Origin of the sequence: Bacteroides sp. AF32-8BH (assembly GCF_003435205.1) — a bacterium.
In the GTDB taxonomy this organism is placed as follows: domain Bacteria; phylum Bacteroidota; class Bacteroidia; order Bacteroidales; family Bacteroidaceae; genus Bacteroides; species Bacteroides ovatus.
Map to the genome: position 1 here is coordinate 18130 of NZ_QVLZ01000014.1, position 21920 is coordinate 40049.

Annotated in this window: 17 protein-coding genes and 1 pseudogene; 10 read left to right on the forward strand and 8 right to left on the reverse strand. The window is 42.0% G+C overall.

What is annotated here, in order from left to right; translation table 11 throughout:
- The first annotated feature begins 25 nt into the window (after positions 1 to 25).
- Both DWZ47_RS11605 and DWZ47_RS11610 read left to right on the forward strand, forming a co-directional pair.
- Positions 26 to 550, forward strand: coding sequence for a biotin/lipoyl-containing protein (locus tag DWZ47_RS11605; protein WP_004297139.1), 525 nt, complete (start codon positions 26 to 28; stop codon positions 548 to 550).
- Positions 551 to 638: 88 nt separating this feature from the next.
- Positions 639 to 2996: a PAS domain-containing protein gene (locus DWZ47_RS11610; RefSeq protein WP_117513215.1), complete on the forward strand. Its 2358-nt coding sequence runs from the start codon at positions 639 to 641 to the stop codon at positions 2994 to 2996.
- Between the two features lie 105 nt (positions 2997 to 3101).
- On the opposite strand, the gene bioD is transcribed toward DWZ47_RS11610, so the two are convergent.
- From bioD to DWZ47_RS11645, 6 genes are all read right to left on the reverse strand, one after another.
- Positions 3102 to 3755, reverse strand: coding sequence for a dethiobiotin synthase (bioD, locus tag DWZ47_RS11620; protein WP_004297136.1), 654 nt, complete (start codon positions 3753 to 3755; stop codon positions 3102 to 3104).
- Positions 3752 to 4594: a malonyl-ACP O-methyltransferase BioC gene (gene bioC, locus DWZ47_RS11625; RefSeq protein WP_008999987.1), complete on the reverse strand. Its 843-nt coding sequence runs from the start codon at positions 4592 to 4594 to the stop codon at positions 3752 to 3754. The genes bioD and bioC overlap by 4 nt, the downstream gene beginning before the upstream one ends.
- A gap of 64 nt (positions 4595 to 4658) precedes the next feature.
- The gene (locus tag DWZ47_RS11630; RefSeq protein WP_099147199.1) at positions 4659 to 5321 is read right to left on the reverse strand and encodes a DUF452 family protein; all 663 of its coding nucleotides are present in this window, start codon (positions 5319 to 5321) and stop codon (positions 4659 to 4661) included.
- Positions 5318 to 6472, reverse strand: coding sequence for an 8-amino-7-oxononanoate synthase (locus DWZ47_RS11635; protein ID WP_004297133.1), 1155 nt, complete (start codon positions 6470 to 6472; stop codon positions 5318 to 5320). Before DWZ47_RS11635 ends, DWZ47_RS11630 begins: the two co-directional genes overlap by 4 nt.
- A gap of 221 nt (positions 6473 to 6693) precedes the next feature.
- A complete protein-coding gene (bioA, locus tag DWZ47_RS11640) occupies positions 6694 to 9108 on the reverse strand; it encodes an adenosylmethionine--8-amino-7-oxononanoate transaminase (protein WP_117513217.1) in 2415 nt (804 codons plus the stop codon).
- Between the two features lie 92 nt (positions 9109 to 9200).
- Complete coding sequence (locus tag DWZ47_RS11645; protein ID WP_022199867.1) at positions 9201 to 10310, reverse strand: DUF4421 domain-containing protein; 1110 nt, start codon at positions 10308 to 10310, stop codon at positions 9201 to 9203.
- A 157-nt stretch (positions 10311 to 10467) separates the two neighbouring features.
- Here DWZ47_RS11645 and DWZ47_RS11650 point away from each other — a divergent pair, with 157 nt between their 5' ends.
- Complete coding sequence (locus DWZ47_RS11650) at positions 10468 to 13596, forward strand: SusC/RagA family TonB-linked outer membrane protein (protein ID WP_117513219.1); 3129 nt, start codon at positions 10468 to 10470, stop codon at positions 13594 to 13596.
- Between the two features lie 14 nt (positions 13597 to 13610).
- Positions 13611 to 15092, forward strand: a complete 1482-nt coding sequence (locus DWZ47_RS11655) for a RagB/SusD family nutrient uptake outer membrane protein (protein WP_004297127.1) — start codon at positions 13611 to 13613, stop codon at positions 15090 to 15092.
- Between the two features lie 132 nt (positions 15093 to 15224).
- Here the strand turns inward: DWZ47_RS11655 and DWZ47_RS11660 are convergent, their stop codons facing one another.
- Positions 15225 to 16430: an MFS transporter gene (locus tag DWZ47_RS11660; protein WP_115484051.1), complete on the reverse strand. Its 1206-nt coding sequence runs from the start codon at positions 16428 to 16430 to the stop codon at positions 15225 to 15227.
- A gap of 207 nt (positions 16431 to 16637) precedes the next feature.
- Between DWZ47_RS11660 and DWZ47_RS11665 the strand changes: the two genes are divergently transcribed.
- The 5 genes from DWZ47_RS11665 (at position 16638) to uxuA (ending at position 20746) form a co-directional block, all read left to right on the forward strand.
- The gene (locus tag DWZ47_RS11665; RefSeq protein ID WP_004304114.1) at positions 16638 to 16883 is read left to right on the forward strand and encodes a GlsB/YeaQ/YmgE family stress response membrane protein; all 246 of its coding nucleotides are present in this window, start codon (positions 16638 to 16640) and stop codon (positions 16881 to 16883) included.
- Between the two features lie 44 nt (positions 16884 to 16927).
- Positions 16928 to 17215, forward strand: a complete 288-nt coding sequence (locus DWZ47_RS11670) for a YtxH domain-containing protein (protein ID WP_004297124.1) — start codon at positions 16928 to 16930, stop codon at positions 17213 to 17215.
- Positions 17216 to 17605: 390 nt separating this feature from the next.
- Positions 17606 to 18679 (forward strand): substrate-binding domain-containing protein, encoded by a 1074-nt coding sequence (locus DWZ47_RS11675; RefSeq protein WP_004297122.1) that lies wholly within the window; start codon positions 17606 to 17608, stop codon positions 18677 to 18679.
- Positions 18680 to 18700: 21 nt separating this feature from the next.
- Complete coding sequence (locus DWZ47_RS11680) at positions 18701 to 19513, forward strand: SDR family oxidoreductase (protein ID WP_004304110.1); 813 nt, start codon at positions 18701 to 18703, stop codon at positions 19511 to 19513.
- Between the two features lie 63 nt (positions 19514 to 19576).
- A complete protein-coding gene (gene uxuA / locus DWZ47_RS11685; RefSeq protein ID WP_004304108.1) occupies positions 19577 to 20746 on the forward strand; it encodes a mannonate dehydratase in 1170 nt (389 codons plus the stop codon).
- A 74-nt stretch (positions 20747 to 20820) separates the two neighbouring features.
- Here uxuA and DWZ47_RS11690 read toward each other — a convergent pair whose 3' ends face one another.
- Positions 20821 to 21417 carry a 3'-5' exonuclease gene (locus tag DWZ47_RS11690; RefSeq protein ID WP_004304106.1) on the reverse strand — a complete coding sequence of 199 codons (597 nt, stop codon included), beginning with the start codon at positions 21415 to 21417 and terminating at the stop codon, positions 20821 to 20823.
- A gap of 310 nt (positions 21418 to 21727) precedes the next feature.
- On the opposite strand from DWZ47_RS11690, the pseudogene DWZ47_RS11695 reads away from it, so the two are divergent.
- A pseudogene (locus DWZ47_RS11695) lies at positions 21728 to 21898 on the forward strand (ammonia-forming cytochrome c nitrite reductase subunit c552); the annotation flags it as partial.
- Between the last annotated feature and the right edge of the window lie 22 nt (positions 21899 to 21920).

The window sequence follows — 21920 nt, forward strand, 5'->3', positions numbered from 1 at the left end:
AGACTAATAAATAACGGAACAGATTATGGGTACAACATTAGCTACATATTACGCCAAGCTCCAGGATATGCCGGACAGTGAATATAAGGTAGAAATTCTGGAGGACGGGCCAATCAAGAAGATTGCAGTCAATGGTAAGATATATGAGGTCGATTATAACATGGGTGGCGACTCTATCCATTCGATCATCATCGATCACCACTCGCATGGAGTGCAGATTTCTCCTTCTTCCAATAATTCATATACGATTATGAATAAAGGGGAGCTTTATCAGATTGAATTGCAGGGAGAAATGGAGAAGATACACAATGCCCGCACTGCTGCTGAATCCGTAGGGCGTCAGGTGGTACAGGCACCGATGCCGGGAGTTATCCTGAAGACGTATGTAAAGAAAGGAGATCTCGTGAAGCGGGGTGATCCGCTTTGTGTATTGGTGGCGATGAAAATGGAGAATGAGATACGTTCGGTGACGGATGGAGTTGTGAAAGAAGTATTCGTGGAAGATGGCATGAAGGTGGGATTGAACGACCGGATTATGGTAATTGAGTAATTCTTTGAAAAAAACGGGGTAAATACGTGCTTTTATTCAAAAAAATATTTACTTTTGGCAGATAAGTACGTATTTACACCGTTACATTATGAGCATCGAACAAAGCAAAGAAGCATTATTAGAACAGTTAGAAGCACTTAAAAAAGAAAACGAGCAGCTTAGAAAAGAACTTTCTACCCTTAGGGATGAGAAATATAACGATTGTCCTGTTAGTTTTAAAGAAAAATATGCTGTTAGAATACTAGACTCTCTTCCCGATATGCTGACTGTCTTCAATCAGAGTGAGGTAGGTATTGAAGTTGTTTCCAATGAGGAAACCAACCATGTAGGAATATCAAACAAGGATTTTAGAGGGATGCGTATGCAGGATATGGTTCCACCGGAAGCATATCAGAATATTCACTCCAATATGCGTCATGCTATCACCACCGGAACTGTTTCAACTGCACATCACGAACTGGATTTTAATGGTGAACGCCATTATTACGAGAACCGTATTTTTCCGTTGGATGAGGAATACGTGCTGATTATGTGTCGTGATATAACGGAACGAGTAGCTACCCAAAGGCAGTTGGAAGTTTTTAAAAGTGTGCTCGATAAGGTGAGTGACAGCATTCTTGCTGTGGCGGGAGATGGAACGCTGGTTTATGCGAATAAGCAATTTATAGAAGAATACGGTGTAACGCAAGAGTTGGGTACACAAAAAGTATATGATTTGCGTGTCTCTATGACCGACAGGGGGGCGTGGGAAAAAAGATTGCAGGAAATTCGTGATAACGATGGTAGCTTTGCTTATCGGGCGGCTTATATACCTTACGGGCATACGAAGGAGAGAGTACATCAGGTATCTGCTTTTCTGATTCGTGAAAATAATCAGGAACTCATTTGGTTCTTTACGCAGGATATTACTGATGTTATCAAGAAACGGGATGAACTCCGCGAACTGAATTTATTGTTGGATGGTATTTTAAATAATATTCCGGTCTATTTGTGTGTGAAGGACCCGGAAGATGATTTTAGATATTTGTATTGGAATAAGGCATTTGCCGATCATTCAGGTATTCCGGCGTCTAAAGCTATCGGGCATACGGATTATGAAATATTTCCGGTGCATGGAGATGCGGAGAAATTCCGTAAAGATGATTTAGAATTACTTCAGACTCATAAGCGCATTGATATGCAGGAAACTTATTTGTCCGCTAATGGAGAAGCGCGTATCGTGCAGACTTTGAAAGCACTTGTACCGATGGAGGGACGTAAACCGTTGCTGATTGGCATTTCATGGGATATTACTAATCTTCAGAATATTGAGCAGGAACTGATTAGGGCAAGGATTAAAGCGGAGCAATCCGACAGATTGAAAAGCGCTTTCCTTGCTAACATGAGCCATGAGATCCGGACTCCGCTGAATGCTATTGTAGGATTCTCCCAGTTATTGCCTTCTGCCGAAACTGCTGAAGAGAAAAAACTCTATTCGGATATAATCAATCAGAATTCGGATATTTTGTTGCAATTGATTAATGATATTCTGGATTTATCGAAGATAGAAGCCGGGACACTGGAATATATCAAACGTCCAATGAATCTGGGAGAGGTCTGCCGAACAATTTATACTGTTCATAAAGAACGTGTGAAAGAAGGGGTAACTCTTGTCTTTGATAATGAGGAGGAGGATTTGCTCATGGAGGGAGATCAGAACCGTATCATGCAGGTGATAACGAATTTCCTGACTAATGCAAGTAAGTTTACCTATGAAGGAGAGATCCGTTTTGGTTTTGGACGAATGGATAAAGATATTCGTGTGTATGTAAAGGATACAGGAATAGGGATAGAACCGGAAAAGGTAGATCATATCTTCGAGCGTTTTGTCAAACTGAACTCTTTTGCCCAAGGGACAGGATTAGGTCTGTCTATCTGTCGGATGATTATCGAAAAAATCGGTGGAGAAATAGGGGTGACTTCCGAACTGGGTAAAGGCTCCACATTCTATTTCACGATCCCTTATGAAGAAACCGGAGAGCATGGTAAATTCTTTAAAGAGTCGAAAGTGGTATCTAAAGGAAATACAGTCAATCGTGTACAACAGATTAAGAAGATTCTGGTAGCAGAAGATGTGGAGAGCAATTTTATCTTGCTGAAGAATCTGATTGGCAGGGAATATACATTGCTTTGGGCTAAAGACGGAGTGGAAGCTATCGAAATGTATAAGCAGTACCAACCGGACTTAATCCTGATGGATGTAAAAATGCCGCGTATGGATGGACTGGAAGCAACCCATATTATCCGCTCTTATTCTAAAGAAATTCCAATCATTGCTTTGACGGCTTATGCTTTTGAGGCGGATAAAGAATTGGCATTGGAGATGGGTTGTAATGACTTTGTGACCAAACCGATTTCGGAAAGAACATTGAGAAAGGCTTTAGATAAATATTCGACTACTGTTTAAAAAAAGGATTATGGCTATATGTATCCGGTGAAAGTTACTTATGATAGCCATAATCCACAAAAGAGTACGATTGTTGTTGAGTGAAAGTAGTCGGTGATTACTTTTCTATAGATTCTTTTTTATTTCCGGAACCAGTATAAACTTCGTTTCCGGAAAATACTTTTTCAGCCAGGTCCGGATAAATTCCATTGTATCATTCTGAATCGTCTTGTCTTCTACGGTAGGATATAAATTATATAATACGGTATCTAGTACAATGCCGCGTTTTTGTATTGCTTCGAGACTAAGCAGGGTATGATTGATACTCCCCAGTTTGCCCGAAGTAACAAAGATAAGCGGATATTTTTCTTGGACGATGTAGTCAATGGTTAAAAGTTCAGTTGTCAGGGGAACCATAAGGCCGCCTGCTCCTTCAAGTAAAACAGAGTCATACCGTTCACTCAATTCTTCGGTCGCACGTTTTATTTTATCAAAGTCGATGGGACGGTTATCTAGCTGGGAAGCAAGATGCGGAGAGGCGGGATAAGAGAAAATCTCCGGCATGGTTAGTCCCTCTTGGTCTTCTTTGGTGAAAGGGATTCCCATGATTTGCCGATGTAGGTCAATATCTTCGGAATGACCTACATTTCCCGTTTGAATAAATTTCTGGGTGATGGTGCGATGGCCATTCTTGTTCCATTCACGAGCTAGAAAGCCGGTGGCATAGCTTTTTCCGGCATCAGTGTCGATACCGCTTACGAAATATACATTCTGTTTCATACTTTTTTCTTTTTTGCGATGATATAAATGGGATGATATGTTAAGGACACAGAAGCGCCCTGAGTAAATTCCTGCGTGTAACGTTCACAGAAGAGTTGCAAGTCACGACGAGTCCATTGTTGTTGGGGGAGATTGTTCTTAAAATTATTCTTTGAATTGTTGTCTGATGAACACAAATCGTTCTCTTGTTTTCCGGTAGGAGAGGATTGCGTTGATAAGCCATTGACTCCGGTTTGCTTCAAGTGATATAGTACTTTTATCGGGTCTTCGAACGAAAGCGGGATAAGCTCTTCTTCTGAATACAGTATGTCAAAATGGGGTGACAAAGCTACTTCGAGCTCTTCCCGTGAACGATAAGGAAGTCCGTTGCCGGTAAGTTCGCGTATTTCTTTCATGTTTTCTTTTCCAAAAGTGCTAAAAGCAAAATAACCCTGATTATTGAGTAGGGTATTACACCTTTCGAAAAAGTTTTCTGGTGATTCGAACCATTGCAAGGCGGAGCAGGAAGTTATCAATGTACTTTCGGTGGGGAAAGAGACTGTTTCGGCATCTCCCGGAAGAAAAGAAACCTGCTTCTTCATTAATAAGTCCTCACAGCAATATTTCATATCGGGGCAAAGGTCATTAAGTAATAACTCTTCCGGACGGAGGGCTTGGAGCAGCATACGGGAGTAAATACCGGTTCCGCAGCCAAATTCAATTACTTTCGAACAGGGAGAAGGTATGTGTTCTGTAAGCAAACGAATCATTTTACCTGCTATTTGCCGTTGCACGTTTGCTTCCTTTGGATAGGTAGTGATAGCTTTTGAAAAACGTTCTGCGATTAGTCGTTTATTCATAATCAATATTTATTTAATAGGCTGATATACTTGATAATCACTTTATTTTAAAATGATGGATGCATCAGTTCTCCGGCTGCATGAGTATCGTGTTAAAAAGCTCTTGTTGGTAATGTGCCGCTTCCACTTGTTCAAGAGAGTCCACTTGGTTTTCCCATGCCAAATATTGGTTATCCGGGAGGAAAATGTGGTCGCCTTTTCCTATGATAGCTTTTTGCCATTTAAAATCAGAGGGCGGCAATGATAAATATTGTTGTTGTATAGCGGCAAGTTCTTCTTTGAGTTCTTCCATCGGACGCTGGGGGGATATGGTTTGAAAAGTTTTATAGTCAGCTATTGAACCACACATTCTTCTTTGAAATTTTTGCAAGGTTTGTTCATTCAGCCCTTGAAGTGTGCCATCGAAAATAGAGTGAGCGATACCTTTGGTTTCGTGTATGGGGTAGAGGGTGCCGTTGATGGCGATACTTTGGGAGACAGGCAGATGTGGGTACTGCTTCATGATTTGCGAAGCTGCCCAGACTCCCATCGACCAGGCGATAAGTGTAATCTGGGAATAGGTTTCTAATAAGTCGGTATCAAATGCTAATGAACGGTAATCATAGCAAATCATCCAGTCCTTATCTGTAGGATGAATGGTCAGGAAAGGAGTTTCGTCCATCCCCCAACCGGCGAAGAAAAGCAATAGATGCTTCTGATTATTCTTTATGATAAAATGCTGCTTCATTCGTTTATCAATTTGATGAGTTGGTCAATTTCATGTTCAGTGATGTCCGCTGTCAGTGAAAAACGGATACGTGAAGTTCCGTCGGGTACGGTAGGCGGACGGACGGGCAATGCATAGAATCCTTTGCGCTGGAGTTCTTCTGCTTTCAATATGGTATCTTCACTGGCTCCTATAATCATAGGTACAATATGGCTCACCGATGGGCAATTATATCCTTTGGCTGTAAGGGCTACCTTTAGCTTTTCACTGATTTGTAGCAGGTGAGCCCTCTTATGTTGTAAAGCTGAAAGGCGTTCTAACATCCACGAAGTCCACTGGATATTGATAGGAGGAAGTGCGGTGGTGAATATAAACGTGCGCATTTTATTAATAAGATATTCCCGAATGAGTTGCCGACAGACAATATAGGCACCTGCCGAAGCAATGGCTTTTCCGAATGTTCCTACTAAAAAGTCTATATCGTTGATACAGTCCTGTTCTTCGGCACATCCTAATCCTTTTTTTCCTCGTACACCAAAAGCATGAGCCTCATCTACATAAAGAAGAACATTGGAATAACTCTTTTTGAGTTGAATGAGAGCGGGAAGATCAGCTTCATCGCCATCCATGCTGAAGATACTTTCGGTAACAATAATAAGCTGCTCATAAGCGTTATGATTTTCAGCAATCAGTCGTTGCAACTGGGAAATATCATTGTGACGATACCGAATACATTTAGCTGATGATAATTTAATTCCGTCTATCAGGCTTGCATGCACTAGCTTGTCGGCAAGAATCAGTGTGTGAGTATTGCAAATGGCAGGAAGTATTCCTGTATTGGCATGATAACCACTATTGAATATAAGTGCACTTTCCGTTCCGAACATCGTGGCTAGCTGTTGCTCCAACTTCTGATAGTCACTAAAATTGCCGGTCAGTAACCGGGAAGAGGAGGAAGTAGGCAGGAATGTTTCAGGGGTGAGTGTTTTTAAGAATTCCTTCCTCAATGAAATGTCATTGGACAGCCCGAGATAATCATTAGAAGATAGGTTCAACATTCGTTGTCCGTTCAGCAGAACATCTCGTCCTTCGTGAATAAGCGGTGGGAGAGAACGGTAGTTCTTTTTCTCTTTCAAGGTCTGGAGTTCCTGGTTTATATGTTCTAATGTCATGAATTATTGTTTTAAGTAATAAGTATTCGATATATGGATGGTTGAAAGCGTAATCAGTTGTCTATAAGATGTTTATTGTCTAAAGAAGTATCCCGAAAGTTTCTCACCGACCAAGGCATCCTTCCTCGGTGAGGAAAGGCCCGTTCCTCACCGAGGAACACCCTTTTGCTCACCGAGGAACAGATTCTTGGGTGAAAATCTGGTAATATTCTTCTTATCTGTCATCTTTTTTGAATAACTTTAAGTAAGCCGGAAGTCAGTTCGCTTAATTGTTCCGAAGTGATGATGAAAGGCGGCATCAGATATACCAGCTTGCCAAAGGGACGTACCCAGATTCTTTCTTCCACAAATCTTCGTTGCATATAGGCCATATTTACCGGACGTTTCATCTCAATGACTCCGATGGCTCCGAGTATTCGTACATCAGCCACTTCCGGAAATTCCCGTGCAGGAGCCAGTTCTTCTTTCAGTTGAGTTTCGATTCGCTTCACATTCTCTTGCCAACCGGATTCGAGCAGCAGGCGAACGGAAGCGCAAGCCACTGCACACGCAAGTGGATTCCCCATAAATGTAGGTCCGTGCATAAAAGCTCCCGGTGTGTGGTTAGAGATTGTATCTGCTATCCGGTTGCTGGTCAATACAGCAGAAAGTGTCATATATCCTCCGGTCAGTGCTTTACCGATACACATTATATCCGGTTCTACTCCGGCATGTTCCCAAGCAAAAAGTTTACCGGTTCGTCCGAATCCCGTTGCTATCTCATCGAAAATAAGAAGAATATCGTGCTTCCGGCAAAGCTTTTCTGCTTCGCGCAGGTACTGCGGATGATAAAACCACATCCCGCCTGCTCCCTGTACCACCGGTTCCAGAATAAGCGCCGCTAACTCTTTTGAATGTTTTTCAATCATCTCTTGTAGAGGTAGTATATCTTTCGGATTCCATTCTCCGTCGAACCGGGAAGTGGGGGACGGGACAAAATAACGTACAGGCAATGCCGAACCGAAAAGACTGTGCATACCCGTCACCGGATCACATACAGACATGGCATTCCACGTATCACCGTGATAGCCGGAACGGATAGTCACGAAATTGTTCTTTTCCGGTTTTCCTGCTGCATACCAATATTGTACAGCCATTTTCAGTGCCACTTCTACGGCTACCGAACCGGAGTCTGCATAGAATATTTTCTGCATGGAGGAAGGAACCAAAGGCAATAACAGTTTCCCCAGTTCAATGGCCGGATCATGCGTCAGTCCTCCGAACATGACATGAGATATTTTATCTAATTGTTCTTTTGCCGCCTGATTTAATACCGGATGATTATATCCATGCACTGCACACCACCAGGAAGACATTCCGTCAATGAGCGTTCGTCCGTCTTCGAGGGTAATGGTAGCGCCGTCTGCCCGTTTTACTTTGTAGACAGGAAGCGGATCGGTAGTCGAAGTGTACGGATGCCAGATGTGCTCGCGATCAAATTGGGAATCGGCGAAATGATAGCCTTCTTCCTGAATCATCTTTTTGTCTTCCGATACTTTGGAGCCGAGTGTTGTCAATAGGTCGCCTACGATAGCCGAGTTAATTCCGATATATAATGCCTTGTGCATCGCTTCGGAAGAAAGTTGTGAACGTCCTCCGGCAAAACGCAGAAAAGCGGTCGGATTGATAAAACGAAAGAGTGCGATGGTTTTAAGTATTTCTTCTTCGCTTAGAGGCTGCTCGTTTTCCAGTGGAGTTCCCGGAATCGGACTAAGCAGGTTGATAGGTATGGATTGAACATTCAGTTCTGCCAATGTGAAAGCAAATTCAATCCGTTGTTCCATCGTTTCTCCCATGCCGATGATACCTCCGCAACAGATATCCATGCCTACACGACGGGCTGCATCGAGAGTAGCCAGTTTCTGTTCTTGCGTATGCGTAGAGCAGAGTTTGGAAAAATAAGACGGGGCAGTTTCCAGATTACAGTGATAACGGGTGATTCCCGCTTCATGCAGGGAACGCAATTCTTCTTCATTGAGCAGTCCCAGAGAAGCACAAAGTTGAATCGACGAATGTCGACGCATATAACGGACTGTATCGCAAAGTTGGGTAATCTGTTTGGGAGATGGTTTTCGTCCGCTGGTAACGAGGGAGAATCGATTGACGTCCTGGGCTTCGTTGTATTGGGCCTGTCGAAGACATTCTTCAGCGGGAAGGAGATCGTAAATCTCGGCTTTAGTCTGGTAGTGGGAGGATTGTGCACACCATTTGCAGTTTTCCGGACATCGGCCGGACTTGGCGTTGATGATGGAACACATGTCGAACTCGTGCGAAGCACGCGCGACGGTAATCTCATGCGCGGCGGCATAAAGCGCCTCGCTGTCAGCCATGTTGGCTAGCCAAGCAGCTTGGTCGGGTGATATGTCGATACCCGCCAACACTTGGTCTTTGATTTCCTGAAGTGTCATAAATGTATGATAAGGGATAGTTTGTGCAGCATTCTGCTTACGAAGAGCAACGTCCACTACATTGATATGCAGATGACCGATTTGGAATTCACGTCCCATACTTGCAAAGGCAGCATAGTTCTTTCTTCCCCAGTAGCGAAAGCGGGAAAGGAGCGTGCGTGTGGTCTGTATGTGGCGTTGTTGCTTCATTGATTTTTTTACTTTTGTTCGTTAGAACGTGGCAAATGTACAAAGATTCTTTGGATAAGCAAGCAAGTTGATGATTTCTAGTTTCTGTGGTATTATTTCTTTTTCCTGTATTCTTTGCGGGTGTTGAAGTTGAATCCGGCATATATTTGGAGAGTACCGAATCCATTGTCTACAGAGAAGTTATTACGATGATAATTGTAATTTTTCCCAACAAAAGAAGTGCCTACATAATACTTCCCGGTATTGTAGACAATCCCTGCACGAACCAGAAAATCCAGATTGAATTTGCCGTACCATGCTTTTGCCTCGTTCGTTTCTGCGTCGACATCGGAAGCTTTGTAGGCAATGGCAGGGGTGAGAGATAAACACGCCAGGCAGTTGCGGGCAAAGACCCAATTGTAGGCGTAGCCGAAACTGATGTTGGCATTGGTGTATTTAATATTCTTGACTTTCATGGCAGGATTCATCGCATCCTGGATAAATCCCGGAAGTGCTGTATAGTCGAAGTTGAGATGATGCTTTGAAATGGAAAAACCTGCAATAAATGTACCTGCATTGCGTCGTTGATTAGTGGACTGACTGAATGCGGCAGGATAGGAGAATTTACGGTTATTGAAGATATAATATAGATTCAGTCCTTTGATATCTACCTTTATTCCGCTGAAATCTTCGGAATAGTTAGAGGGGATATCGTCTGAAAATCCTCTGATTTTATGTATTTTGTAATCATTACCAGTGCGGCGATAGAAGATATCCACACCCAGTTTGGAACTGTATAGGCTAAGATCGAATTCTGTTCCTCTGTTCTTTCGGGTACCTTTTTTGAAAATATCGTTCACATCTACAGACCATCCCAGGAAAATCCATCGCCAGCCGAAATACAATCCTATCTTGTTGTGCGGGTTGGGTGAAAAACTAAGTTTCTGTGGCTGCGGCAATTCACTGGTGATAGAATAATACTCAAAGTTGCTGAAATGAGTAACCATCAGCGCATAGTTATAACGGTTGGGACTGATATAGAGCGTATCGAAATCACTGAAGTTCATAAACTTCTTGATCGCTCTTTTAAAAGCACTTGGCTTGGCGGTTGCTGTGGAATCTACTTCTGTACTATTGTTGCCTAAAGAGACTTTCTCTTCAGTCTGCGCCTGTAAGGACAGTGAAAATAACAGAAAAAGATATAGAATAACCCGTTTCCCCATGTGGTTCTTTGTTGGTATAGATATTTTTTGTTTCACGAATGTACTACCTTTCGTTGATTTATACTAGCAATCTTCTAAAAAATGTTTCGTTTCCTAAACAAAAAAGTTCAATGTACTGTTAGTTACAACAAGCAAATAAATCTTAAGCCACAAAATTATGAGAATCTATTTACGTTTATTAGTCGTGTCTCTTCTGCTTTTTGCAGGAAATATAGTATATGCGGAAGCACAGCAGGAGAAACGCGTGACAGGCACGGTGACTTCTGAAGGAGAACCTTTGCCTGGTGTCTCCGTACAATTGAAAGGAGCATCTTCCGGCACTATTACCGATATTGATGGAAAGTATTCGACTGAGGTTCCTGCTACCGGTACTTTAGTGTTCCGTTTTGTAGGAATGAGAACAGTAGAACAACCGGTGAATAACCGGAGTGTGATTAATGTCACGTTGGAATCGGAAAGTAAGGAACTGGAAGAAGTAATGGTAGTAGCTTATGCTACCGCTAAGAAGTATAGTTTTACCGGAGCAGCTTCGACGATGAAAGCTGGTGAGATTGAAAAGTTACAGACTTCCAGCATATCACGTGTATTAGAGGGTACGGTATCCGGAGTACAGGCAAGTGCGGCAAGCGGCCAGCCGGGTACGGATGCGGAAATCCGTATTCGTGGTATCGGGTCTATCAACGCTTCCAGCGCTCCGCTTTATGTAGTGGACGGTGTCCCGTTCGATGGTAGTGTGAACTCTATCAATCCTGATGATATATCTTCGATGACAGTATTGAAAGATGCGGCTTCTGCTGCTTTATACGGTTCACGTGGCGCAAATGGGGTGATTATTATCACAACCAAGCAAGGAGATCAAAATACCAAAGCGACCGTAAAGGTAAAAGCCTCTTTAGGAGGTTCCAATCGTGCCGTGCGTGATTATGATCGTGTCAGTACCGATCAATACTTTGAATTGTATTGGGAAGCACTTCGCAATCAGTACGCCAAGAGCGCGGATTATACTCCGGCAACTGCTGCGGCACAAGCATCCAAAGACCTGGTTACGAAATTGATGGGAGGTGGACCGAATCCATACGGTCCCCAATATGCGCAACCGGTCGGTACAGATGGAAAATTGGTGGCAGATGCCCGTCCATTATGGAATTCAGACTGGAGTGACGCCATGGAACAACAAGCACTTCGCACAGAGTTGAATCTAAGTGTTTCCGGAGGCGGAAAAGCAAATCAGTATTTCTTTTCAGCCGGATACCTGAATGATAAAGGTATTGCGCTTGAATCCGGTTATCAGCGTTTCAATCTTCGTTCCAATATCACCAGCGAAATGACCTCCTGGTTGAAGGGAGGAGTCAATTTGAGTTCTGCACATTCTATGCAGAACTATCCGGTTTCTTCCGACTCTAAAACCAGTAACGTGATTACCGCAGGGCGTACCATGCCGGGATTTTATCCGATTTATGAAATGAATACCGACGGTAGTTACAAATTGGATGAGAATGGAGACCGCATTTATGACTTCGGCTCTTATCGTCCTTCCGGTTCGATGGCAAACTGGAATCTGCCGGCTACTTTGCCTTTAGACAAATCAGAACGAATGAAAGATGAAGTTTCCGGTCGTACTTTTCTGGAAGCTACGATTATTGAGGGATTGAAATTCAAGACTAGTTTTAACTTTGACTTGATTAATTATAATACGTTGGATTATACGAACCCCCAATTGGGCCCGGCTAAAGAAAACGGCGGCGGCGTCAGCCGAATGAATACCCGTACTTTCTCTTGGACATGGAATAATATTGCTACGTATGACAAGACAATCGGTGAACATCATTTTAATGTCCTTGCCGGTGTGGAAGCCTATTCTTACCGTTATGATGAACTGACAGCATCACGTTCCAAAATGGCGCAGCCTGATATGCCGGAACTGGTAGTCGGTTCGCAGTTGACCGGAGGTTCGGGGTATCGCATCGATTATGCGTTGGTGGGTTATCTGACTCAAGCATTATACGACTATCAAAATAAATATTTCTTCTCGGCATCCTATCGTCGCGACGGTTCTTCACGTTTTGCGCCGGAGACCCGCTGGGGAAATTTCTGGTCGTTGGGTACTTCTTGGCGTATCGACCGGGAAGAGTTTATGGCAAGTACTTCCGACTGGTTGTCTGCCTTGACTCTGAAAATGAGCTATGGTGCGCAGGGAAATGACAACCTAGGTACTTATTATGCAAGTAAAGGACTTTATACTATTGTTTCCAATTTGGGAGAAAATGCGTTAGTGTCCGACCGTATGGCAACTCCGAATCTGAAATGGGAAACAAACCTCAACTTTAATGTAGGTATCGACTTCTCCCTGTTCAATAACCGTTTTTCCGGTTCGTTTGATTTCTTTACACGTCGTTCGAAAGACCTGCTTTATTCACGTCCGATAGCTCCTTCCCTGGGATACGGTTCTATTGACGAAAATGTAGGAGCCTTGAAGAATACAGGTATAGAAATGGTACTTAACGGAACGATTATCAATCAGAATGGTTGGGTATGGAAACTGGGTATGAACTTGACGCATTATAAGAATAAGGTGACAGACCTCCCATTGAAAGATATGCCGCGAAGTGGTGTGAACAAGTTGCAGGTAGGTCGTTCGGTGTATGATTTCTATATGATAGAGTGGGCGGGGATAGATCCTGAAAACGGAGATCCGCTGTGGTATAAGGATGAGGTGGATGCAAATAAGAATCCGACCGGAAAACGTGTCACAACAAATGATTATGGTTCGGCTGACTATTATTATGTTGACAAATCGTCTCTTCCGAAGGTGTATGGCGGATTCAATACGTCTCTTTCTTGGAAAGGATTCGATCTTTCGGCTATCTTTGCTTACAGTATCGGCGGATATATCTACAATCGTGATGTTACAATGATTCTGCACAATGGAAGTTTGGAAGGTCGCGACTGGTCGACGGAGATTCTAAGAAGATGGACTCCCGACAATCGCTATACCGATGTCCCTGCTTTGAGTACTACCTCTAATAACTGGAACTCGGCTTCCACTCGCTTCTTGCAGAATAATTCGTATATGCGATTGAAAAACCTGACACTTTCCTATAACTTACCCAAACAATGGATTAGTAAGTTGTCATTGAGCAGTGTGCAGGTATATGTACAAGGAGATAATCTGTTTACCATTCACCGGAATCAGGGACTAGACCCTGAACAGGGAATTACCGGTATCACTTATTACCGTTATCCGGCTATGAGAACCATCTCCGGAGGTATCAATGTTTCTTTCTAAATTCAGACTAAATTATGAGAAAAATAAAAATTCAATCCATTCTTGCGGCAGTTGCCGGACTTTTCCTGGCAACGAGTTGTAGCAGCAGTTTTTTGGATACGGACCCCACAGATGCGGTAAGTTCGGATAAGGTATCTGTACCCGAAAATGCGGAGGCACTTGTGAATGGTGCCTGGTATAATCTGTTTGATTATTCAAGTACCTATGCCAATATCGGTTATCGGGCACTTCAGTGTCTGGATGATATGATGGCAAGTGATATTGTTTCCCGTCCGAAATATGGTTTTAACTCTTCGTATCAGTTTAATGATATAGCGCAATCCTCAAATGGTAGAACAGAGTTTGCCTGGTATCTGATATATAAAACGATAGATAATTGTAACACTGCCATTTCTATCAAGGGGGATTCGGAAGAACTCCGTCAGGCACAGGGACAAGCATTGGCATTACGCGCCTTTTGTTATTTGCACTTGGTACAGCATTATCAATTCACCTACTTGAAAGATAAAGATGCTTCGTGTGTTCCTATATATACCGAACCTAGCAATAGCTCCACTGTACCGAAAGGAAAATCAACAGTGGCACAGGTTTATCAGCTTATTTTCGACGACCTCACTTTGGCGAAGGACTATTTGAAAAACTATGTCCGCAGCGGTGATAATCAAAAGTTCAAACCAAATGTAGCAGTAGTCAACGGTCTTTTGGCTCGTGCTTACTTGCTGACAGGACAGTGGGAAGAAGCTGCGAAAGCTGCTGAAGCAGCACGTGCAGGATATACGTTGATGACAACTACAGCCGAGTATGAAGGTTTTAATAATATTTCCAATAAAGAATGGATATGGGGATTTCCTCAAATTCCTTCCCAATCGGATGCCAGCTATAATTTCTATTATTTGGATGCAACATACGTAGGAGCATATAGCAGCTTTATGGCTGATCCCCATCTGAAAGATACATTTACCGAAGGTGATATTCGTTTACCTTTGTTTCAGTGGATGCGTGAAGGATATTTGGGATATAAGAAATTTCACATGCGTGCAGATGATACGGCTGATCTGGTCTTGATGCGTGCTGCTGAAATGTATTTGATAGAAGCGGAGGCGAAAGTTCGTGATGGTGTAGCGTTGGCACAGGCTGTAGCTCCATTGAATACATTGCGTAATGCCCGTGGAGTAGGGGATTATGAGGTGACAGGAAAATCACAGGAAGATGTAATCAATGAGATTCTGATGGAACGTCGCCGTGAACTTTGGGGAGAAGGATTTGGTATTACCGATATACTTCGTACACAAAAGGCAGTAGAACGTGCTGCTTTATCGGATGAGATGCAAAAGACAGAAGTCGATTGCTGGCAGGAGGGTGGTAGCTTTGAAAAACGAAATCCTCTGGGACATTGGTTCCTCAACTTCCCGAACGGTAAACCGTTTACAGTAAATAGCACCTATTATTTATATGCTATTCCACAGAAAGAAATTAACGCTAACCCTAACATATAAATAGCTCTCTTAATTTTTTGACTTTGACCTTAACTTGTAGACCGGTATACGTCGTGACGATGCATACCGGTCGTTTTCTTTGGAAAAGAGGGAGCGCAAAATGTGACACACCCCATTTTATTTAATCTAATCTTATTCTATTTTTTTCTTCTTCAAATTCGGTAAAAAGAATGTGACCAATCCTAGTAGCGGCATATAAGCACAGATATTATATACATATTCAATACTCGTTTTATCCGCTAAATTACCGAGTACGGCAGATGCTACACCAGCCACCCCGAATGCAAATCCAAAAAATAACCCTGATATTAATCCGAGCTTGGTAGGAAGCAATTCCTGTGCATAAAGCAATATGGCAGGAAAAGCGGAAGAAAGCATTAATCCCACACAGAAGCTAAGGATAATAGTCCACAGCAGATTGGCATGTGGCATTAGTAAGCTAAATGGGGCAGCTCCTAAAATAGAAGCCCAAATCACATACTTCCGACCGATACGGTCACCGACAGGTCCGCCAATTAATGTTCCGATAGCAGTAGCTACCAGGAAAATAAATAAATATAGCTGCGAATCTTGTACACTTACATTGAATTTATGAATCAGGTAGAAAGTATAATAACTGGTGAGACTTGCCATATAAATATATTTGGAGAAAATCAGAATCAGCAATATCGCGATTGAAAGGGCTGTCTTATCCATAGGCAAAGGAAGATGAACTGGTTTTCTGACACTGACAGTCTGTGCTTTCATCCGGTTTAGATATGATTTATACCATTTGCAAATTGGGTACATCACTCCGATAGCAGCTAAAGCCACAAATGCAAATACGATGAGATGTTGCCTGCCATAAGGAGCCACCAACAGAGCAACCAGCAAAGGGCCTAATGAACCTCCGAAGTTACCACCTACCTGAAAGAGTGATTGTGCCAGTCCACGTTTTCCGCCGGAGGCAAGGAACGTGATACGGGAGGCTTCCGGATGCAGTACGGAAGAGCCAATTCCGATTAAGAATACGGAGGCTAATATCCAGTATAGATTATCAGAGAATGCTAAGTTTATCAAACCAATCAGTGTAAAGCTCATTCCGATAGGCAATGACCACGCGACGGGATGCTTATCAAAGAAAATTCCGGTAATCGGTTGAAAAACTGAAGCGGAAAGTTGATAGACTAGTGTGATAAGTCCGATTTGCGCGAAACTAAGTCCTAAATCATCTTTAAATAAAGGATAAGATGCTGATAGCACCGACTGTAAAAGATCGTTGAGGCAATGCGAAAGACTCAATGCAATCAAAATGGAAAATGTAATTTTTCCTACGGGTTGTTCCTGATTCTGTACCATAATACCTATTTACTATTGGAGTGTTCCTGAAAAATCGGCTGCAAAGGTACGTAAACTTCCCGTTTCTCAATATATATTTGCTGTGATTAATTCAATATGATAGGAATAAAGCTCTAAGACTAAGGATTGTAAATTGTCGTTAATTCAGTTTTGAGTGACTGAACTATTCTTCATACCTACTGTTGTTAAATAAAAAAGGAGGATTATATGGGCTTTATATGGTATATCATTATTGGTATTGTGGCTGGATTCCTCGCAGGTAAAATAATGCGCGGCGGAGGTTTTGGTCTTGTTATAAATTTATTACTTGGTATTCTTGGAGGTGTACTGGGCGGTTGGGTGTTTGCCCTTTTCGGACTGGCAGCTTCAGGACTGATCGGAAGTTTGATAACTTCCACCGTAGGAGCTATCCTTGTATTGTGGATTGCTTCTTTATTCTCGAAATCTAAATAGATATTTATATAATTTATTTTTAATCCTAAAAACAGAACTTGATTATGGAATGTAGACATGGAAATTTCTGGATTGGACTCGGAATTGGGTCAATCCTTGGCGCAGTAGCTTATCGTCTTTCACGTACAGCAAAAGCAAAACAATTAGAAAGTGAAATTTATAATGCTATCCATCGCATAGGTCGTGATGCTGAAATAGCTGCTGCTCATGCTGAAAGAAAAGCAGTGGATCTTGGACTTAAAGCAGTAGAAGCCGGTGCGGAAATTGCTGATAAAGTAGCAGATGAAGCCGATAAAGTGGCCGGAAAAGCAAAAGATAAGTGGGGGAAATAAGAACTCCAAAACGGGTAATCGATTTAAATAGAATCGGTTACCTGTTTTATTTTATATACGTTTAATCTTTTATTTCTAGCCTTATCAGTCACTATTTGAATGATGTGTGCACGAACACATATTGGTGTGTCTTCTCCATTATTTTCACTTCCTTCAAGAATCAAAAGCTATTTTCCCTCTGATTTCTCATCTGATAAATGCTTTTTTCTCTATACTATCTTTACTTTTTCTTATGTTTAACAACATGTATACTTCCTGGTTGTTCTGGTTAACTAGTTGATTATTAATAATATGTTCTTTATTGTATGTTATGTGTGTGCGCACACACTATTGCTTAATTCAATAATTCATTTTACTTTTGTCGATGAAAAACAAGATACTTATCAATAAATGGATAAAGAGTTTTCAAATATTCGGATTGTAGACATTGCTAAGATGGCAGGTGTCTCTGTTGGCACGGTAGATCGTGTAATCCATAATCGTGGTAGGGTATCTGAAGAAAATAGGAAAAAGGTACAGGCGATTCTGGAGATGGTACATTACCAGCCCAATCTGATGGCACGTTCATTGGCGGCCTCCAAAAAGCAATATCATCTTCTAGCGATTACTCCTTCTTTTGTTCAGGGAGAGTATTGGGAAGCTATTTCGGAAGGTATAGATAAAGCAGCGTCGGAAATGGAATCGTATAACATCACCATTACCAAACTCTTTTTCGATCAATATAATAACAAGACTTTTGATGATATCATCCGTAATCTGCTGAATGAGAAAGTAGATGGTGTATTGATTGCGACTTTGTTTACGGATTCTGTTATCCGGCTTTCGCAGGAACTTGACAGGAATGAAATACCTTATGTGTATGTTGACTCCAACATTGGAGGGCAACATCAACTGGCTTATTTCGGAACGGAGTCTTATGATGCCGGAGTGATTGCTGCCAGATTGTTGATGGACCGGCTTTCTTCGTCTTCCGATATATTGATGGCGCGAATTATTCATAGTGGGAAGAATGACTCTAATCAGGGAAAGAACAGGCGCGAAGGTTTCTGCCATTATCTCACGGAAACAGGGTTCAACGGAAATCTGCATGAAGTAGAGCTGAAAATAAATGATTCAGTGTATAACTTCATGAAGCTGGATGAAATATTTGAAGCTAATCCGAATATAAATGGGGCTGTTATTTTTAATTCAACTTGCTATATTTTAGGGAATTACCTGAAAGCGAGAGGAATGCAGTCTGTCAAACTGGTTGGTTATGACCTTATCGGGAGAAATACACAGTTGCTTTCCGAAGGTGTCATAACCGCATTGATTGCGCAGCGTCCGGAGCGTCAGGGATATGATGGTATTAAATCATTGTGTAATCATCTGTTGTTCAAACAGGGTAGTGAAAAGGTTAATTTGATGCCTATCGATATTCTTCTCAAAGAGAATCTGAAATATTATCTGAACAATAAATTATAAACATATAAATTTGTAAGAACCATGAATGAATTATTTAACGTAAAAGGCAAAGTAGTTGTTATCACCGGTGGAGCTGGTATTTTAGGTAAAGGTATTGCTGCGTATCTCGCAAAGGAAGGTGCAAAAGTAGTTGTGCTCGACAGAAGTGAAGAAGCAGGAAAAGCATTGGTAGACAGTATCAAAGCCGAAGGAAATGAAGCTATGTTCCTTTACACGGATGTAATGGATAAGGAAGTGCTGGAAGGTAACAAAGTAGAAATCATGAAGGCTTATGGCCGTATTGATGTATTGTTGAACGCTGCCGGAGGTAATATGGCAGGTGCAACTATCGCTCCGGATAAGACTTTCTTCGATTTGCAGATTGATGCATTCAAGAAAGTGGTGGATCTGAACCTTTTCGGTACAGTATTGCCTACAATGGTATTTGCTGAAATTATGGTAGAACAGAAGAAAGGTTCTATTGTAAACTTCTGTTCTGAATCGGCTCTTCGTCCATTGACCCGTGTGGTAGGTTATGGTGCGGCAAAAGCAGCTATTGCCAACTTTACTAAATATATGGCTGGTGAACTGGCTTTGAAATTCGGTAACGGTCTGCGTGTAAATGCCATCGCTCCGGGATTTTTTCTGACCGATCAGAATCGTGCATTATTGACTAATCCGGATGGTTCTCTGACCGATCGTTCAAAGACCATTCTCGCTCATACTCCATTCAACCGTTTCGGTGAACCGGAAGACCTTTATGGAACAATCCATTATTTGATTAGCGATGCTTCTAACTTCGTAACAGGTACAGTAGCTGTTATCGACGGTGGATTTGATGCATTCTCTATCTAATATTGGGATGATATCATTCTGTTTTTAATCATAATTAGTAACTTGTAATCAGGAAAGAATAATATGTATTTATGTGAACAAACTTGGCGCTGGTATGGTCCTAATGACCCGGTTAGCTTGTGGGATATTAAGCAGGCAGGCGCTACTGGTATAGTAAATGCTCTTCATCACATTCCAAATGGTGAAGTGTGGACAGTAGAAGAGATCATGAAGCGTAAGCAAATGATTGAAGAAGTGGGTCTGACATGGTCTGTGGTAGAAAGTGTACCTGTACACGAGCATATCAAAACACAGACGGGCGACTTTATGAAATACATCGAAAACTATAAGGAAAGTATCCGTAATCTGGCGAAGTGTGGCGTGATGGTAGTTACTTATAACTTCATGCCTGTATTGGACTGGACCCGCACAGATCTTGCCTATACAATGCCGGACGGCTCTAAAGCACTCCGCTTTGAAAAAGCAGCTTTTGTAGCTTTCGATCTTTTCATCTTGAAACGTCCGAATGCTGAAAAAGACTATACTCCGGAAGAAATAGCTAAAGCGAAAGCTCGTTTTGAGCAGATGAGCGAAGACGACAAGAAATTGTTGGTTCGTAATATGATTGCCGGACTTCCGGGTTCGGAAGAAAGTTTCACGGTAGAACAATTTCAGCAAGCATTAGATCGTTATGACGATATTGATGCAGAGAAGCTTCGTTCCAACCTGATTTTTTTCTTAAAAGAAATTGCTCCTGTTGCCGATGAAGTAGGAGTGAAACTGGTGATTCATCCGGATGATCCTCCTTATACCATCTTAGGTTTGCCTCGTATTTTGAGTACGGAAGAGGATTTCAAGAAATTGATTGAAGCCGTACCTAACGAATCTAATGGCCTCTGCTTGTGTACAGGCTCTTTCGGTGTGCGTGCCGACAATGATCTTGCAGGTATGATGGAACGTTTTGGCGACCGTGTGAACTTCGTACACTTGCGCAGTACACAACGTGACGAGGAAGGAAACTTCTACGAAGCTAATCACTTGGAAGGAAATGTAGACATGTACAACGTAATGAAGAGCCTTATTCTTCTACAACAGCGTCGTAAATGCTCTATCGCTATGCGTCCCGACCACGGACATCAAATGATTGATGACTTGAAAAAGAAAACGAATCCGGGATATTCTTGCCTGGGCCGTCTTCGCGGCTTGGCTGAACTTCGCGGCTTGGAAATGGGTATTGCAAAATCTATCCTCTAATCGAAGTACATAGTTAGCACTTTATTATCAAACACTACGGCTATTATTGATTGAAATAATAGTTGTAGTGTTTTTCATTTGCTCTTTTTCACTGGTTGAGGAATAAGTGAAGCGAATAAATCTCCAACATGTATATCTTTATCAGCTTTCTTTGTTTTTCTTGCTTTTTTCGGTTCGGGAATAATAAGTAAAGCTATTTGTGCGCAAGCCTCTGCATCTGCCAGTGCGTGGTGGTGATTCTCTAAATGATATCCGCATCGTTCTGCTACCGTATGCAACTGATGATTGGGCAAATCTTTTCCAAAGACTTTCCTCGAAGTACGGCAAGTACAATAAAACTTATAATCAGGATAAGTCATGTCATATAATTCGTGAACCGCCCGGAGACAACCTTCATCAAAAGGACTGTTGTGCGCTACAAGTGGCAGACCGTCTATCAATGGTTTGATTTCCGCCCATACTTCCGGAAATTCGTCGGCTTCCATCGTGTCGTCGTAAGTTAAGCCATGAACAGCTGTGGTCCATTGCGTATAATAATTGGGGCGGGGACGGATCAGACGATAGATTTTATTCGTTATTTTTCCTTCCCTTACGATGACAACCCCAACACTGCATACGCTGGTACGTTTGCCGTTGGCTGTTTCAAAGTCGATAGCTGCAAAGTTTATCATCGTTTCTATTATTTTTTCGGATACAAATATAGCATAAAAAATGAGGTTGGAGAAAATATAGTAACAGGATTGGCAAATAGAAACCTTTTACTAAAAATTGAATTAAAATGGACTTTGGGGAAACATTTCCAATAAAAAACTCTTCTTTTAAAGAATTTACACTATTTTTGTTCGACATAAACCAAAGGCATGGACAAAATGGAAAATCCGGGACCATTTGCCCCCTCCTGTCCAAATCAAATTGATCCCCTGAATCCAATCTAAATTGATCCCTTTTGTCCAGCTGAAAGTGACCCCTTCAAATTGAACGTACGGATATACTGGTGATGTTCCGCTTCCGGATATCACAACGAAAGAAAAGGCGCAGCAATATATCGGTTTGGATATGGCTGCCGAAAAGGTAGGCAAAGATAAATTTCTCGAAGAGATTGTCCCTGAATGGCTTCAAAAGGCAAAGGCAAACGAACGCATCGTTGATTAGAATTTATTTTCGCTATATTTGC